Annotated in this window: 11 protein-coding genes and 1 pseudogene; 10 read left to right on the top strand and 2 right to left on the bottom strand. The window is 74.3% G+C overall.

Going from position 1 to position 14,512, the window contains the following annotated elements; translation table 11 throughout:
• Positions 1–139: 139 nt before the first annotated feature.
• Both BX266_RS35645 and BX266_RS39120 read left to right on the top strand, forming a co-directional pair.
• Entirely contained in the window at positions 140–688 is a 549-nt protein-coding gene (locus tag BX266_RS35645) for a GNAT family N-acetyltransferase (RefSeq protein ID WP_099906823.1), read from the top strand.
• 136 nt (positions 689–824) lie between these two features.
• Positions 825–1,166: a hypothetical protein gene (locus tag BX266_RS39120; RefSeq protein WP_180290734.1), complete on the top strand. Its 342-nt coding sequence runs from the start codon at positions 825–827 to the stop codon at positions 1,164–1,166.
• 300 nt (positions 1,167–1,466) lie between these two features.
• On the opposite strand, the gene BX266_RS35655 is transcribed toward BX266_RS39120, so the two are convergent.
• Complete coding sequence (locus BX266_RS35655; protein WP_099906825.1) at positions 1,467–2,072, bottom strand: MarR family winged helix-turn-helix transcriptional regulator; 606 nt, start codon at positions 2,070–2,072, stop codon at positions 1,467–1,469.
• Between the two features lie 62 nt (positions 2,073–2,134).
• On the opposite strand from BX266_RS35655, the gene BX266_RS35660 reads away from it, so the two are divergent.
• Positions 2,135–4,261 (top strand): MMPL family transporter, encoded by a 2,127-nt coding sequence (locus BX266_RS35660; RefSeq protein WP_218969301.1) that lies wholly within the window; start codon positions 2,135–2,137, stop codon positions 4,259–4,261.
• 248 nt (positions 4,262–4,509) lie between these two features.
• Here BX266_RS35660 and BX266_RS35665 read toward each other — a convergent pair whose 3' ends face one another.
• Positions 4,510–5,829 (bottom strand): DUF3370 family protein, encoded by a 1,320-nt coding sequence (locus BX266_RS35665; protein ID WP_099906829.1) that lies wholly within the window; start codon positions 5,827–5,829, stop codon positions 4,510–4,512.
• 344 nt (positions 5,830–6,173) lie between these two features.
• Between BX266_RS35665 and BX266_RS35670 the strand changes: the two genes are divergently transcribed.
• The 7 genes and pseudogenes from BX266_RS35670 to BX266_RS40505 all read left to right on the top strand — a co-directional run.
• A complete protein-coding gene (locus tag BX266_RS35670) occupies positions 6,174–7,490 on the top strand; it encodes an ABC transporter substrate-binding protein (RefSeq protein WP_099906831.1) in 1,317 nt (438 codons plus the stop codon).
• Positions 7,491–7,647: 157 nt separating this feature from the next.
• Complete coding sequence (locus BX266_RS35675; protein ID WP_183096890.1) at positions 7,648–8,526, top strand: carbohydrate ABC transporter permease; 879 nt, start codon at positions 7,648–7,650, stop codon at positions 8,524–8,526.
• A complete protein-coding gene (locus tag BX266_RS35680) occupies positions 8,523–9,428 on the top strand; it encodes a carbohydrate ABC transporter permease (protein ID WP_099906833.1) in 906 nt (301 codons plus the stop codon). Before BX266_RS35675 ends, BX266_RS35680 begins: the two co-directional genes overlap by 4 nt.
• Entirely contained in the window at positions 9,425–10,195 is a 771-nt protein-coding gene (locus tag BX266_RS35685) for a GntR family transcriptional regulator (RefSeq protein WP_099906835.1), read from the top strand. Before BX266_RS35680 ends, BX266_RS35685 begins: the two co-directional genes overlap by 4 nt.
• On the top strand, positions 10,192–11,295 hold the full coding sequence (locus BX266_RS35690) for an ROK family protein (RefSeq protein WP_259465018.1): 1,104 nt from the start codon (positions 10,192–10,194) through the stop codon (positions 11,293–11,295). The genes BX266_RS35685 and BX266_RS35690 overlap by 4 nt, the downstream gene beginning before the upstream one ends.
• Entirely contained in the window at positions 11,292–12,848 is a 1,557-nt protein-coding gene (locus BX266_RS35695; protein ID WP_099906837.1) for a DUF4127 family protein, read from the top strand. The genes BX266_RS35690 and BX266_RS35695 overlap by 4 nt, the downstream gene beginning before the upstream one ends.
• Positions 12,845–14,263: pseudogene (locus tag BX266_RS40505) on the top strand (FAD-dependent oxidoreductase); the annotation flags it as partial. The gene BX266_RS35695 and the pseudogene BX266_RS40505, both read left to right, overlap by 4 nt.
• Positions 14,264–14,512: the final 249 nt, after the last annotated feature.

Here is a 14,512-nt window from a genome sequence, read left to right on the forward strand (position 1 = left end):
TCCGCATGCCCTCCCGAAACCGATCCACAAGTCCTGAGCAGTGCCCTGGGCGTACCGCCGCCGGTGACGTCCAGGCACTGTCCTGACGCCGGCCGGGAGCGCTCCTCCCGGCGTTGATCAATTCGACTAGAGTTGCGCGATGTTCGAAGGAAAGTTGGTAAGGCTGCGGGCGCTGCGCTCCGAGGACGCGGAGCATCATCTTCGGTGGCGCAACGATCCTGAAGTGGTGCGCTGGGCCACCGCCGGTGACCCGTGTTTCGGTCCGGTCACGGCGGAGGCGATCGGCCTCGGCTTCGAGGCGATGCTGCGCCTGAGTCCGCGGGAGTCGGCCGTGTTCACGGTCGAGGACCTGGCGGGCGGGAGCGTGATCGGCATGGCCGACTACCGGGACCTGGACCCGTACGCCGGTGCGGCCACACTGGGAGTGACCATCGGTGAGCGGGAGTTCTGGGGCCGCGGCCACGGGAGTGAAGCGCTGCGACTTCTCGTCGCCCACCTGTTCGGCGCCTACGGCCTGAACCGGCTGGAACTCGACACCTGGAGCGGCAACGAGCGCGCCGTGCGCGCCTTCACCGGGCTCGGCTTCCGAGAGGAGGGCCGCCGCCGCTCGGCCGTGCTGCTGGGCGGGAAGCGCTACGACAGAGTGCTCTTCGGAATGCTCCGCGAGGAATGGGCAGACCCCGCGTGACACCGTAGACGCCGCAGACCATCCCTGCCGTCCGCTCGCCGCGGCCCCGGCGAGCGGACGGCGCACCGCGGTACGCCGACCACGCCAAGGCGTGGAACAGCGTCCTGACCGGCGCCGGAAGCCTGCGATCACCGGGGTGCCGCTGTCCGACCGGCCCGCCACCTCGGAGGCGCTCAGCTTCGCGACCTACGACGTCGCCGGCCAGGGCGGCATCGCCACCGCCGCCACCGTCGCCCCCGTCGGCGCCAGGCATGCCGCGATCCTCACCTGCGTCCTGTGCCGGCACCCCGTCCCCGACGACCTCCTCCCCACCCTGCTCAACGTCCGAGGCCTCGCAGCAACAGCGCCGCAGCGGGCCGGCCCCGCTTCTGACTCCGTTCCCACGCCAGCGGATTCCGCCTCCGCGGCGACACCGACCCACAGCGGTCCTGGAGGCGCCTTGGGCGGTGGCGGGGACCGGACGTGCCAGCACCGCTAGGACGCCTCGGCGACCGGGTCCGCCCGCATCTGCGGCGTCGTAGCCCGGCCGCTCGCGCACACAGGTGCGCAATCGATGCGACTCCCGGCCCGGGGGCGTCCGCGCGCGGGGTGGTCACCGGGGCCCTGCGGTACGAGGAGTGAGCGCCATGATGATCGTTCGCAAGGTGCACGAGGCCCCGGTGGGTTCAGCGAGCACGCCTACGCGGCCGCGCTCGGCTCGGTGGGGCATCTTCGTCGGCGGGTGGGCGCCGACCTTCTTCGGCCCGTGCCCGGCCCTCGCGCAGTACGAGGATCGGGCCTAACCAGCGGGCGGTGAGGGGTTGGAACCAGGCCCGGGACCGGTGGGCGGGGCAGCGGACCCGGGGCCTTCACCGTCGCCGCCGTCCTGGTCGAGGTACCGGCGGTACGCGGCCGCCACGTTCTCCAGGTACCGCCGGGCGCCCGCCCGCTCCGTGTCGTCCAGGTCCCCGGAGGCGCCGAGGACCAGGCCGAGGAGCGGGACCAGCTCGCCCATGACGTGCTCGAAGCCGCTCCCCGTGACGTCCAGGACCTGGCGGCGGCGGTCCCGCGGGTGGGGGCCGCGGGTCATGTGGCCCTCCGACACCAGCCGGTTCACCGACTGCGTCGCGGCGGCACTGGTCACCCCCAGCCGCCGGGAGAGTTCGACGGGCCCGATGGGTTCACCGGCCCCCCTGGCGACGACCACGTGCTCGACCGCCTCGACGTGGGTCAACGGCATGTGCAGGCGTTCGGCCAGCGCGGCGCGCGCCAGTTGAGTGAGCGTCAGCACCTCCCGCAGTGCCTCCGAGAGCGCGTCACCCTTCGGCACGGCGCCGGGGCGGCCGACCCGGGCCGGCCGGCCATCCGAGTCGGTAGCGGCTCCGAACGAGTGATGTTGCGCCATGGTGGCAATTCTGACACGGTAGAGATCGCTAAGCTACTTAACGACTTCAGAGGGTGCGTTCCGTGTCCCCACACATGACCGGCCGTACGAGCCGGCCCGTCCCGCACGCCGCTCGCACCACGGGGCCGCGGCGGCCCCGCACCGTCGCGTGGCTGGTCCTCCTGCTCACCGTCGTCGGTCTCGGCGCCGTCTTCGCCCTCGGCCCCTCGGACGCGACCACCACGGAGGCCACCGGCGCCTCACTGCCGGCCTCCTCGCAGTCCGCGGAGGTCGCCGAGATCGTCAAGTCGTTCCCCGCCGGAGCCGTCGCCCCCGCGATCGTGGTCTTCAGCAACACCGACGGGAGCCCGCTCACCGCGGCGCAGCAGGAACTCGTCTCCCAGCGGTCGGCGTCACTCGGCGCCTTCGGACTGGCGCCCGAGGCCGCCCGCCCGCAGGTGGTCGAGGACAAGGTGGCCACCGTGGCGGTCCTGCTGCCGACCGCCGCGGGCGACGACGAGAACACCGCCGCCGTCGACCGCATCCGCCAGGCCGCCTCCGCGGACCTCGCCGCGCCCCTCCAGGCCCAGGTGACCGGCGGGCCGGCCTTCCGCGCCGACGTGACCAAGGTCTTCGCGGGCGCCGACAGCACCCTCCTGATCGCCACGGCCTCCGTCGTCGCGGTGCTGCTGCTGATCACCTACCGCAGCCCCGTCCTCTGGCTGGTGCCGCTGATCGTCGTCGGCGCAGGCGACCGCACGGCCGGCATCCTGGTCGGCGCCCTCGCGCCGCACGTCGGCGTCGAGGTCGACGCCTCCGCCGCGGGGATCCTCTCCGTGCTCGTGTTCGGCGCCGGCACGGACTACGCGCTGCTGCTCGTCTCCCGCTACCGCGACGAACTCCACCTCACCGACGACCGGTTCACGGCGATGGCGCGGGCCTGGCGCGGCACCGCCCCCGCCGTCCTCGCCAGCGGCACCACCGTCGTGCTCAGCCTCCTCACGCTGCTCGCGGCCGAACTCACCGGCAACCGCGGGCTCGGCTTCGCCGGCGCCGTCGGCATCCTGACCGCCATGCTGTTCGGCCTGGTCGTCCTACCCGCAGCCCTCGTCCTGCCCGGCCGGTGGCTGTTCTGGCCGCTGGTCCCCAAGGTCGGCGACCCGGTCGTCGCGGACCGGCGCGGCCTCTGGTCGCGCATCGGCCAGGGCGTCGCCAAGCGGCCCGCCCAGGTCGCCGTCGCCGGAACCGCCGTCCTGCTGGTCCTCGCCTCCGGAGCGCTCGGCCTCAGGACCGGCCTCGCGCAGGAGGACTCGTTCCGCAGGACCCCCGAGGCCGTGCTCGGGCAGCGCACCCTCGCCGCGGTCCAACCCGCGGGCGCCGTCGACCCCTTGACCCTGCTCTCCAGCACGGCCACGGGCGACCAGGTGGCCGACGCCGCCCGCCAGGTCCCCGGCGTCTCCTCCGTCACCCCGGGCGGGCACACCGACCGCTGGGCGCGCGCCGACGTCGTCCTCGACTCCGCCCCCGGGACCGCCGCCTCCGACCGCACCATCGACCAGCTGCGCCGCCGCGTCGCCCAGGTCCCGGACTCCGGCGCCCTGGTCGGAGGCGCCACCGCCGAGGCCTACGACACCTCGCGCGCCAACGCCCACGACACCCGCCTCGTCGTCCCGCTCGTCCTCGCGATCGTTCTCGTCGTCCTGATCGCCCTCCTGCGCGCGCTCGTGGCGCCGCTCCTGCTGGTCGCGACCGTGATCCTCTCCTACTTCGCCGCCCTGGGCGCGAGCTGGACGGTCTTCCGCACGTTCTACGACTTCCCCGCCACGGACACCAACGTCCCGCTGCTGTCCTTCCTCTTCCTCGTCGCGCTGGGCGTCGACTACAACATCTTCCTCATCGCCCGCACCCGCGAGGACACCGTCGCCGGCCACGACACCCGACGCGCGGTCCTGCGCGCCCTCGCCTCCACCGGAGGCGTCATCACCAGCGCGGGCATCCTGCTCGCCGCGGTCTTCGCCGTCCTCGGCGTCCTGCCCCTCATCACGCTCACCCAGATCGGCATCATCGTCGGCATCGGCGTCCTGCTCGACACCCTGCTGGTGCGCACCGTGCTCGTCCCCGCCCTGGTCCTGCTCACCGGGCGCCGCTTCTGGTGGCCGGGGCGGCCCGAGACCGCAGGGGGGAGCAAGCGGGCAGGCGTCGCGGAGTAGCGGACGGCGGGCGACTTCGCGGCGTACTGCGTCGGCCGGGCCGTGGGGCCGCGCCTGCGCACTTGGCGCCACTCCCGGCGCGTGCCCTACCGCCGGACCGCCCCTGTGGGCCGCTGTTGAGAACGGGGACCGGGGCGTTCTGCCGCTCCGCGGCACCGCCCGCGGCGGTGACCGTGGGCGCGGCGGCCGCCGTCGCCGTGCGGGCGTGGTGGCGACGGCGGCCGGTCGGGCGGCGGGGCGGGGGCGGGTCAGACGCTCTCGAACAGGAGTTGCGAGCCGGCCGTGATGAGACCCGGAACCTCGAACTCCAGCTCCACCAGGGTGCTGGCACCGGGGGCCAGGACGTAGCGGCCGATCTCGCACCGGGGCACGGTGGGGCGCACGTACAGGGTGGCGATCCGGGCCGCGCCGCCGTCCACCCGGACCGAGGCGGCGCCGTTCCACGTGTCGCCCGGCACGTCGGTGGCGGCGGTGATGTTGGAGCCGAAGGTGAGCACCGCCGTGCGGCTCTGGGCCGAGGGGTTGGTCAGCCGGGCGCGCACGGCGTAGCGCATGCCGTAGTTGCCCCAGCTGCGCTGCGAGGAGTCGGACAGCGCGGCGGTGGCGGGCACCGTCTGGTCCAGCGCCGCGACCTGGCGCTGCGTGGTGTTCAGGGCCAGGCCCAGGTAGGCCCCCGCGGCGGGAACCGTGACGTCGAAGGTGCCGGTCTCCCAGCGGGAGGCGGCGTAGACGCCGGCCTCGCGGCCGTAGGTGGTCGCGGTCTGGGAGGCGATGTTGCCGGGGGCGGCCTGCGCGTCGTTCTGGGTGTAGTTGACCGCGGTGGTGGTGCTGCCGTCCGTGGTGACCGCGGTGTACACGTACACGCCGTCCGAGGCGGTCACGTCCAGCAGGCCGTCGACGATCGAGGAGGTCATCGGGATCCTGGCGACCTCCACCACGGTGCGCGGCTGGACGGCGGTGGCGGCCAGGTACGTCCGGGTGGTGCCGGCCGCCCAGTCGTAGGAGGTCGCGAAGCAGGGGCCGGTCCCGGCCCGTTGGGCCGGGTCCTGGACCAGCGGCTTCTGGGCGTTGGTCCACACCGAGCCGGTGGCCTGGACGGTGACAGCGGCGCTGTTGGGATTGGACACCAGGACGTGCAGGTAGGCCGTCCCCCCGGTGCTGTTCTGGTGGTACAGGTACACCGGGAAGGTGCCCGAGAGCGGGTGGGCGGAGCCGCCGCGGTTGGCGGTGGTGCGGGCGCACTGGGCGAGCCAGCCGGGGCCGGTGAATGTCTCGGGGTTGTTGGAGACGAACATCTCCGCGCCGGTCGGGGCGCCGGGCAGCGGGAAGAGCTGGTCGCGCGGGACGGTCGGGCCGGGCGCGGACGGGGTGCCGACCGTCCAGGTGCCGGCGTCGACGGAGGTGGCCAGCGACCGGGCGCACCCGCAGGGCCCGTGGACCGCCGACGAGTGGTCACTACCAGTTTTGGCGTGGGCCGGGGCGGCGGCGAGCGGGACGGCGGTGCCGGCGAGCAGGGCGGGGGCCAGACCGAGGATGGTCCGTCGGGCGGGGGAGGGGCGGTGATTCACGTGTTTCTCCTCGTGAGAGTGGGGGATGCCCGGATCGCAGGCGTGCGGGGGCGGTCACGTGACGGACTCCGTGGCGGTCGACGACCGGCGCTTCGAAGCCATAGAGGTAGATACCAGAAGTGACAGTGCGCCAGAAGTGGCTAGGACCGAATCGGTCACCCCGTCCGGTCGAATAGTTGCTCTTTGTCCACTTTTGCGGGGCAGATTCAGCGGGTTGACCGGATGAAAACCCACAGGGGGTTGACGCGAGGGGGAACGAGCTGCGAACTTTCTCGTCAAGTGGTCCGTACCACTTCCGGATCGATCCGGCCTCCTTCGCCTTCCCCCGCCGTAGTAGGAGAGTCATGCCCAGCAGCAGAGGCATCCGCCTGGCCGCCGCCGTCGCCATCGTCGCCCTCGCCACGAGCGCCTGCGGCCTGGGGTCGAGCGGCTCGTCAGCCGACCAGGGCGACGCGCCGTCAGGCAAGGTCGGCGGCACCATCACGCTGGAGACGCTGCAGCTCAAGCCGACCTTCACCGACTACATGAACGGCGTCATCGCCGCGTACGAGAAGGAGCACCCGGACACCAAGGTCACCTGGGTGGACATCCCGTTCCAGGGCGCCCAGGAGAAGCTGACGGCCGACGCCGCGGCCGGCAACCTCCCCGACGTCGTCAACCTGAACCCCCAGTTCGCCCAGGCGCTGGAGGCCAAGGGCCTGTTCGTCGACCTGGACAAGGCCGCCGCCGACGTGAAGGCGTCCTACGTGCCCGGCGCCTGGTCGGCCTTCCAGGTGCCGGGCCGGCAGGGCTCCTTCGGCCTGCCGTGGTACCTCACCTCCGAGGTCACCATGTACAACAAGGACCTGTTCGCGAAGGCCGGGCTGGACCCGGAGAAGCCCCCGGCGACCTTCGACGAACTGCTCGCCGACGGCGCCAAGCTGTCAGCGGCCGGCCAGGGCGCCTTCTACGGCATCCACCCCGCGCTGGAGAACCGGTTCATCACCGACCTCGCCAAGCAGGGCGTGCCGCTGCTGGACGCCTCCGCCAAGAAGTGGACCTTCAACACCCCCGACGCCGCCGCCTACCTGCAGAAGTTGGTGGACGCCTACAAGGGCGGCGTCTACCCGCAGGACTCGCTGACCCAGAACCACAGCAAGGAGAACGAGGCCTACCAGTCCGGCCGGATCGGCCTGCTGCCCTCGGGCCCCAACTTCCTCGCGACGATCAAGAAGAACGCCGCCGACATTGCGGCGCACACCGGCGTCGGCCCGCAGATCACCGGCGCCACGGGGGCCACCAACATGTCCGTCATGGGCCTGCTGGTCCCGAAGGCAGGCAAGAACCAGGCCACCGCCCTGGACTTCGCCAAGTACCTGTCCGACGCGCAGAACCAGCTCGCCTTCAGCAAGATCGTCACGATCCTCCCGAGCACTCTCGAATCGCTCAAGGACCCCTACTTCAAGGCCGAGGGCGACAGCACCCCCGAGGGCACCGCCCGCCGGATCTCCGCCGAGCAGATCGCCAAGGCCCGGAACCTGGTGCCCGTGCAGTACGACTCGCGGGTGACCGCGGCCGTCATCGGCAAGGTCCAGCTCGCCCTGCAGGGCAAGCTGACGCCGCAGCAGGCGCTCGACCAGGCGGTCGAGGAAGCCGACAAGATCACCGGCGCCGCCGGCTGACGCCCGGGGCCGGACGCCTCCCCCGCGTCCGGCCCCGTGGTCCTGGGCCGCCCCGGTGCGGTCAGGACCCGCCGTCGCGGGCGGTCCACTCCCCCCCCGCCCGCGGCGGCGCCCCGCCGACCCGCGCCCCACCCGCCCCGTACGACAGGAGACCCCCGTGACCGGCCGACGCTGGTACGTCCCCTGGCTCTTCCTCCTCCCGGCCCTGGCCATAGCCGTCTGCTTCTTCATCGTCCCGTTCGCCAACACCGCCGTGCTGTCGTTCACCGACGCCAGCACGCTGGGCGGCGGCGCCTTCACCGGCACGCACAACTACGCGCGACTGCTGCACGACGAGCAGTTCTGGCAGTCGGTGCGCAACACGCTGCTGTACATCGCGGTGGTGGTGCCCTGCCTGGTGGTGCTGCCGCTGCTGCTCGCGGTGCTGGTGCAGAAGCGCATCGCCGGCATCGGATTCTTCCGGGCGGTCTTCTACTCGCCGGTGGTGGCGTCCATGGTGGTCGCGGGCCTGATCTGGTCCTGGCTGCTCTCGGACGACGGCCTGGTGAACTCGGTGCTGCGCGGACTCCACCTGGTCGCCGCGCCGGTGCCGTTCCTCACCGACGCGCACCTGTTGCTGTTCAGCGCGATGGCGATGACCGTCTGGAAGGGCCTGGGCTACTACATGGTGGTGTACCTGGCAGCCCTGGCCAACGTGCCCCGCTCGCTGCTGGAGGCGGCCGAGGTCGACGGCGCCGGCACCGTGCGACGCTTCCGCCACGTCACCCTGCCGCTGGTGCGGCCCACCATGGTGCTGGTCGCCACCCTGGCCGCGATCGGCTCCGCCAAGGTGTTCGCCGAGGTCTACACCCTCAGCGACGGCAGCGCCGGACCGGGCGGCGAGGCCCGCACCCTGGTCTACACCATTCGTGAGGTCGGGCTCGGCCTGGGCGGCGAGGCGGGCTACGCCTCCGCCATGAGCATCGTGCTCTTCCTCGGCACCCTCGGCCTCTCCGTCGCCGTCACCCGCCTCAACTCCCGGGAGGAACGGGCATGACCACGTTGCAGATCCCCCAGGCCCCGGCGGCCGCGGACCCGGGCCGGCCGGCCGGCCCCGTCCCGACCGCCCGCCGGGTGCGCACCGCCGCCGGACTGACCGGCCGCTACCTGCTGCTGGCGCTCGTCCTCGCCCTCACCGTCGGCCCGTTCCTGTGGCAGCTGTCCACCTCCCTCAAGGGCAACGGCGAGCGGGTCTTCGGCTACCCGCCCCAACTCCTGCCCGCCCACCCGACCCTGCACCACTACGCCGAGGTGCTGGACACCGTCCCCGTGCTGCACTACGCGGGCAACTCCCTTGTCGTTGCGCTCGGTTCGGTGCTCACCAACTGCCTGCTCGGCTCGATGGCCGGCTACGCGCTGGCCCGGATGACCTTCCGCGGCCGCGGCCTCGCCGCCGGGATCTTCCTCGCCACGATGATCATCCCGTTCGAGAGCATCATGGTCTCCGAGTTCCTGGTCGCCCGCTCGCTGCACCTGACCGACACCCTGCTCGGCGTGATGATCCCCGGCGCCGCCTCCGGCCTGTCGGTGATGCTGATGCGCAACGCCTTCCGCCGCCTGCCCGCCGAGGTCGAGGAGGCCGCGGTCCTGGACGGCGCCGGGGAATGGACGCGGTTCTGGCGGATCGCCCTGCCCTCCGTCCGCGGCACGCTGGCCGCCGTCGCCATCTTCAGCTTCGTCTTCAGCTGGGACGACTTCCTGTGGCCGCTGATCTCCCTCTCCGACCAGGGCAAGTACACGCTGACCGTGGGGATCCAGTACCTGTCCGGCACGTTCACCAATGACCAGCGCGTGATCGCCGCAGGCACCATGATGGCCGTCGTGCCGCTGCTGGTCCTGTTCTTCGCCCTGCAGCGGTTCTTCTTCCGTGGCGTGGGTGAGGGAGCGGTCAAGGGATGAACACGACGACGGACGGCACCGCGAGCGGGGTCGGCAAGCGGACGCGGGCCGCCGAGCCGCGCGAGCCCAAGCACGAGACGCTGCGCCGCGCCCTGCTCGACCTGGTCGAGGGCGCCGCACCGCACGACCCGCTGCCCAGCGAACGCGACCTGATGGCCCGTTACGACGTCAGCCGGGTCACCGTGCGCCGCGCGATCGAACGCCTCAGCCAGGAGGGTCACGTCTACCGGGTCCAGGGCTCGGGGACCTTCGTCGCCGAGCGCGAGACGATCAGCAAGTCGCTGCACCTGACGTCCTTCTCCGAGGACATCCGCGCCCGCCGGATGACGCCCGCGGGCCGACTGCTGCTGATGGAACGCGTCCCGGCCGACGTCGTCAACGCCCGCGACCTGTTCGTCGAACCGGGCACGCCCCTGATCCACCTGGAGCGACTGCGCACCGCCGACGGCGAACCCATGTGCCTGGAGAACGTCTGGCTCCCCGAGGCCCTGCTGCCCGGCCTGCTCGACCAGGGCGAACCCGCCTCGCTCTACACCCTGTTGGAGCGGGCCGGCGCCGCCCCGGAGAGCGCCCAGCAGACCGTGCGGGCCACCCTCGTGGACGCCGCCCAGGCCGCCCTGCTGAACGTGCCGCCGCAGTTCCCCGCCCTGTACGTCGAGCGGGTCACCCGCGACGCCCGCGGCCGCGCCGTCGAACGGGCCGTCAGCCTCTACCGCGCCGACCGCTACGACTTCACCTTCACGATCACCAGGGAACGCCGACCATGAGCACCACCCCCGAGCGCCGCACAGCGGTGCCGCCGGTCCTGGCCGTGGACATCGGCGGCACCAAGACCACGGCGGCCGTCGTGGTCGAGACCGACGGCCGCCCGGAGCCGGTCGTCCGGCTCACCACCCCCACCCCCGCCGCGGACGGCGCCCCCGCCGTCCTCGCCGCGGCCCTGCGGCTGGCCCGCCTCGCGGCCGAAGAGGGTACGGGCCTCCTCGGCGCCGCGCCGGTGGCCGCCGGTTTCGGCACTGCCGGTGTCGTCGACGCCCGCGGACGCCGCATCGTCGCCGCCACCTCCGCGCTCCCCGGCTGGGCCGGGACGGACCTGGCCGCAGCCGCCGAGCGGGAACTGCGGCTGCCCGCCACCGTCCTGAACGACGTGCAGGCGTTCCTGGCCGGCGAGTGCGCCGCCGGTGCCGCCCGCCGGACCGAGGTGGCCGTCGGCGTGATGGCCGGCACGGGCATCGGGGGAGCGGTCGCCGTCGGCGGCCGCCTGTTGCGCGGCGCGCACGGGGCGGCCGGACACCTCGGGCACCTGCCCGTCCCGGGAGCGGAGGGGATCGCCTGCCCGTGCGGCGCGACCGGACACGTCGAGGCGCTCGCAGCCGGCCCGGCCATGACCGCCGAAGCCCGCCACCTGCTGCCCGACCACCACCTGCCCGACCTGCACGCCGTCGCCGCTCTGGCGAAGGCCGGGGACCAGGTCGCCCGGTTCGTCCTCCGCTCCGGCGGCCACGCCCTGGGCACGGCGCTGGCCGGCGTGGTCGCGGCGGTCGACCCCGACGTGGTGGTCCTCGGCGGCGGGGCCGCCGCCTCCGGCCCCTGGTACGAAGCCGGCCTCCGTGCCGCCCTGGTGGCCCACACGCTGCCCCTGCTGGCCGGGGTCCGGGTGGTGCGCTCCGCGCTGGACGCGGACGCCGTCCTGATCGGCGCGGCAGCGGAGGCCCGTCGGCTGGGCCGGCCGGGAACCGGAGATCCCGGGCCTCCGGACACCGGAGGCCGGCCGGCCGTGGACGGCCGCAGAACGTCCACCACCCCAAGCCGTGACACCGGTGGGCAGCGGACCACCGAACCCTCCGAAAGCGCAGGAACGCCGTGAGCTCCCCCCGCATCGCCCTGGTCCCGCTGGACGAACGCCCGGCCTGCGCCGAACTGCCCCGCCTGGTCGCCGCGGTGGCGGGTGCGCGACTGCTCACCCCGCCCTCCGACGCCATGCCGGTGCTCCGGGAACCCGGCAGTCCCGCCGCTCTCGCCGGATGGCTCGCCGACGTCGCGGCCGACGCGGCCGTCGTCTCCCTGGAGACACTGGGCCACGGAGGTCTGATCGCCTCCCGCACCCGGCCCGCCACCGTCGCCTCCGTCACCGCCGCCTGGGCGCCGCTGCACGACCTGGCCGGGCGCGGCGTCCCCGTCCACGCCGTCACCCTGATCACCCGCACCCCCGACTCGTCGGACGCCATGGAGGAGCCCGCCTACTGGGACCCGCACGGCCCGGCCCTGCACCGCCTGTCCGCCGACCTGCATCGCGCCGCCGACGACCCGGCCGCCGTCGCCACGGCCCTGCGGGCCGCCGCGCCGCCGACCGCCGTCCGCGCGGACTTCCTCACCCGGCGGGTGCGCAACCACGCCGTCAACCTGGCCGCGCTGGAACTGGTCGCCGACGGCACCCTGCGCACCCTGGTCGTCGGCGCCGACGACACCGCCGAGCACGGCCTGGCCACCGCCGAGCTGCGCTGGCTGGACACCTGGTCGGCCTGGCTCGACCTGCGCGAGCGGGTCAGCGTCCGGCCCGGGGCCGACGAGGCCTGCACCGTGCTGCTGGCCCGCACCCTGCTGGACCTGCTGGGCGGCCCCGCGCCGACGGCCCGGATCGAGGCCGTCGACCCGGCCGGGCTGCGCCGCACCGCCGCCTACGAGAACGTGCCGGTGGCCACCACGGCGACCCGGCAGCTCCGGGCCTGCGGCGCGGTCGTCGTCCCGGAGGGGGACGCCGCGGACGTCGTGCTGCTCGTGCACACCCCCGACGGCACCGGGGACTGGGCGGTCGCCCCGCCCGCCGCCACCGACCCGGCCCCCGCCCGGGCGCTGGCCGCCCGCGCGGCGGCCCTGCTGGCCGCCGGGCGGTCCGTCGCCGTCGCCGACTGCGCCCAGCCCAACGGCGCCGACCCCCACCTGGTCCGCGCCCTGGCCGAGGCCGGGGTCCTGGAGCGGCTGACCGCGTACGCCGGCTGGAACACCGCGGGCAACACCCTGGGCACGGTGGCCGCGCACACCGTCGCGGCCGTCGCCGCCCGCCGGGCCGGATGCTTCGACGAGCGCGCCCACCGGCGCCTGCTGCTGCACCGCCTGGTCGAGGACTGGGGCTGGATGAGCGGCGAACGCGCCCGGATCCGCGCCGTCCTCGGCAGCGACCCCACCCGGCACGACCACGTCCCCGACGGCCACCCCGTGCTCGCCGACATCGCGACCGGCCTGGCCCGGCGCCGCGCCGAGCTCCCCGGCTTCGACGGCCTGGCCGTCGACCCCGGGTCGGTCCGACTGCCCTGGTCCCGGACCTTCGAGGTCGACTTCTCGCTCACCGACAGCGGCTCCGCGCCCGTCGCCCACCCCGAACCAGTCACTCGCCCCGGCGCCCCGGAGGACGCCCGATGACACTCCACGAGACCGCACCCGTCCAGCAGTTGGCCGCCGAGATCGCCGTGATCGGCGGCGGGCTCGGCGGCGTGGCAGCCGCCCTGGCCGCCGTGGAAGCGGGCCGCACCGTGGTGCTCACCTGCGACCAGCAGGTGCTCGGCGGCCAGCTCACCACCCAGCTGGTGCCGGCCCTCGACGAACACCCACACGTCGAGGCGCCCGGCGGCGCGTCCGCCTCCTACCGGCGGCTGCGCCGGGCGCTGCGCGCCGAGTACGGCGGCTCCGACAACCCCGGCGGCGGCTGGGTCAGCCGCCTGTGCTTCGAGCCCGCCGCCGCGCTCCGCGTCCTCGACGCCCTGCTCGCCCCGCACGTCACCGCCGGTCGGCTGCGGATCGTCACCGGCGTGCGCCCCGTCCGGGCGGTGCGGGAGGACGGGCGCCTCACCTCGGTGCGGCTGCGCGACCAGGAGGGTCGCGAACTCACCGTCGCCGCCGTGGTGTTCTGCGACGCCACCGAGACCGGCGAGCTCCTGCCGCTGGCCGGCGCGCCCTGGGCGATCGGCTCGGAGGGGCGTACGGCGTTCGGCGAGAGCCTGGCGCTGCCCGGCGGCCCCCACCCGCACGCCGTGCAGTCCTGCACCACCGGCCTGCTGGTCGAGCACCGGCCCGGCGAGGACCACACCGTGCCGCGGCCCGAGGGCTACGAACGCTGGCGCGACGCCCAGCCGTTCACCCTGGAGATCGCGGGTTGGGACGACCGCGCGCACCGCTACCGGACGTTCACCGACGGGCCGGACGGCCACCCGCCGTTCTGGACCTACCGGCGCCTGCGCGAGGGTGCGCAGTTCGGCACCACCGACCTCGCCCTGATCAACTGGGCGGGCAACGACTACGCCGACGCCTCCCTCGTGCACGAGCCCGAACGGGCCCGCGCCGAGTCCCGCCGCCTCGCGCTGGCGTTCCTGCACTGGCTGCAGACCGAGTGCCCGCGCGACGACGGCACCGGCCGCGGCTACCCGGGTCTGCGCCCGGTCGAGGACGAGGCCTGCGCCCCCGGAGGCCTGGCCGCCGAACCGTACGTGCGCGAGTCCCGCCGCCTGGCCCCGCCCGCCCCCGTCCGGCAGCAGGACCTGGAGCCCGTCCCCGGTGCGGCCCGCGCCGCGAACCGGCCCGACAGCGGCGGCCTCGCCTTCTACCACATGGACCTGCACGCCCGGATCGGCCACCCGCAGTCGGCGTACTCGCCCACCGCGCCGTTCCAGGTGCCGCTCTCAACCCTGGTGGCGGACACCCCGCGCAACCTGCTGGCCGCCGCCAAGAACCTGGCGGCCACCCAGGCCGCCGCGGCCGCCTACCGGGTGCACCACGGCGAATGGGCGGTCGGCGAGGCAGCCGGAACGCTCGCCGCCCAGTCCGTCGCCCGGACCCTCGACCCCGGCGAACTGATCGACGAACGGGACGAGTTGACGCTCCTCCAACTCGCTCTCGCCCGGCGCGGCGTGCCGCTCGCCTGGCTGACCGACCTCGACCCGGCCGACCCGCTGTTCGCCCCCGCCCACCTGCTCGCCGCCGCCGGGGGACTCGGCGGCGCGCGCCTGGAGCGGCTGACCGCCGACCCGAAGGAACCCGCCGACGCGCAGGACCGGCTCGCACTGGCCGCCGCCGCCGACCGGCTCGCCCCG

Source organism: Streptomyces sp. TLI_171, assembly GCF_003610255.1.
Taxonomy (GTDB): domain Bacteria; phylum Actinomycetota; class Actinomycetes; order Streptomycetales; family Streptomycetaceae; genus Kitasatospora.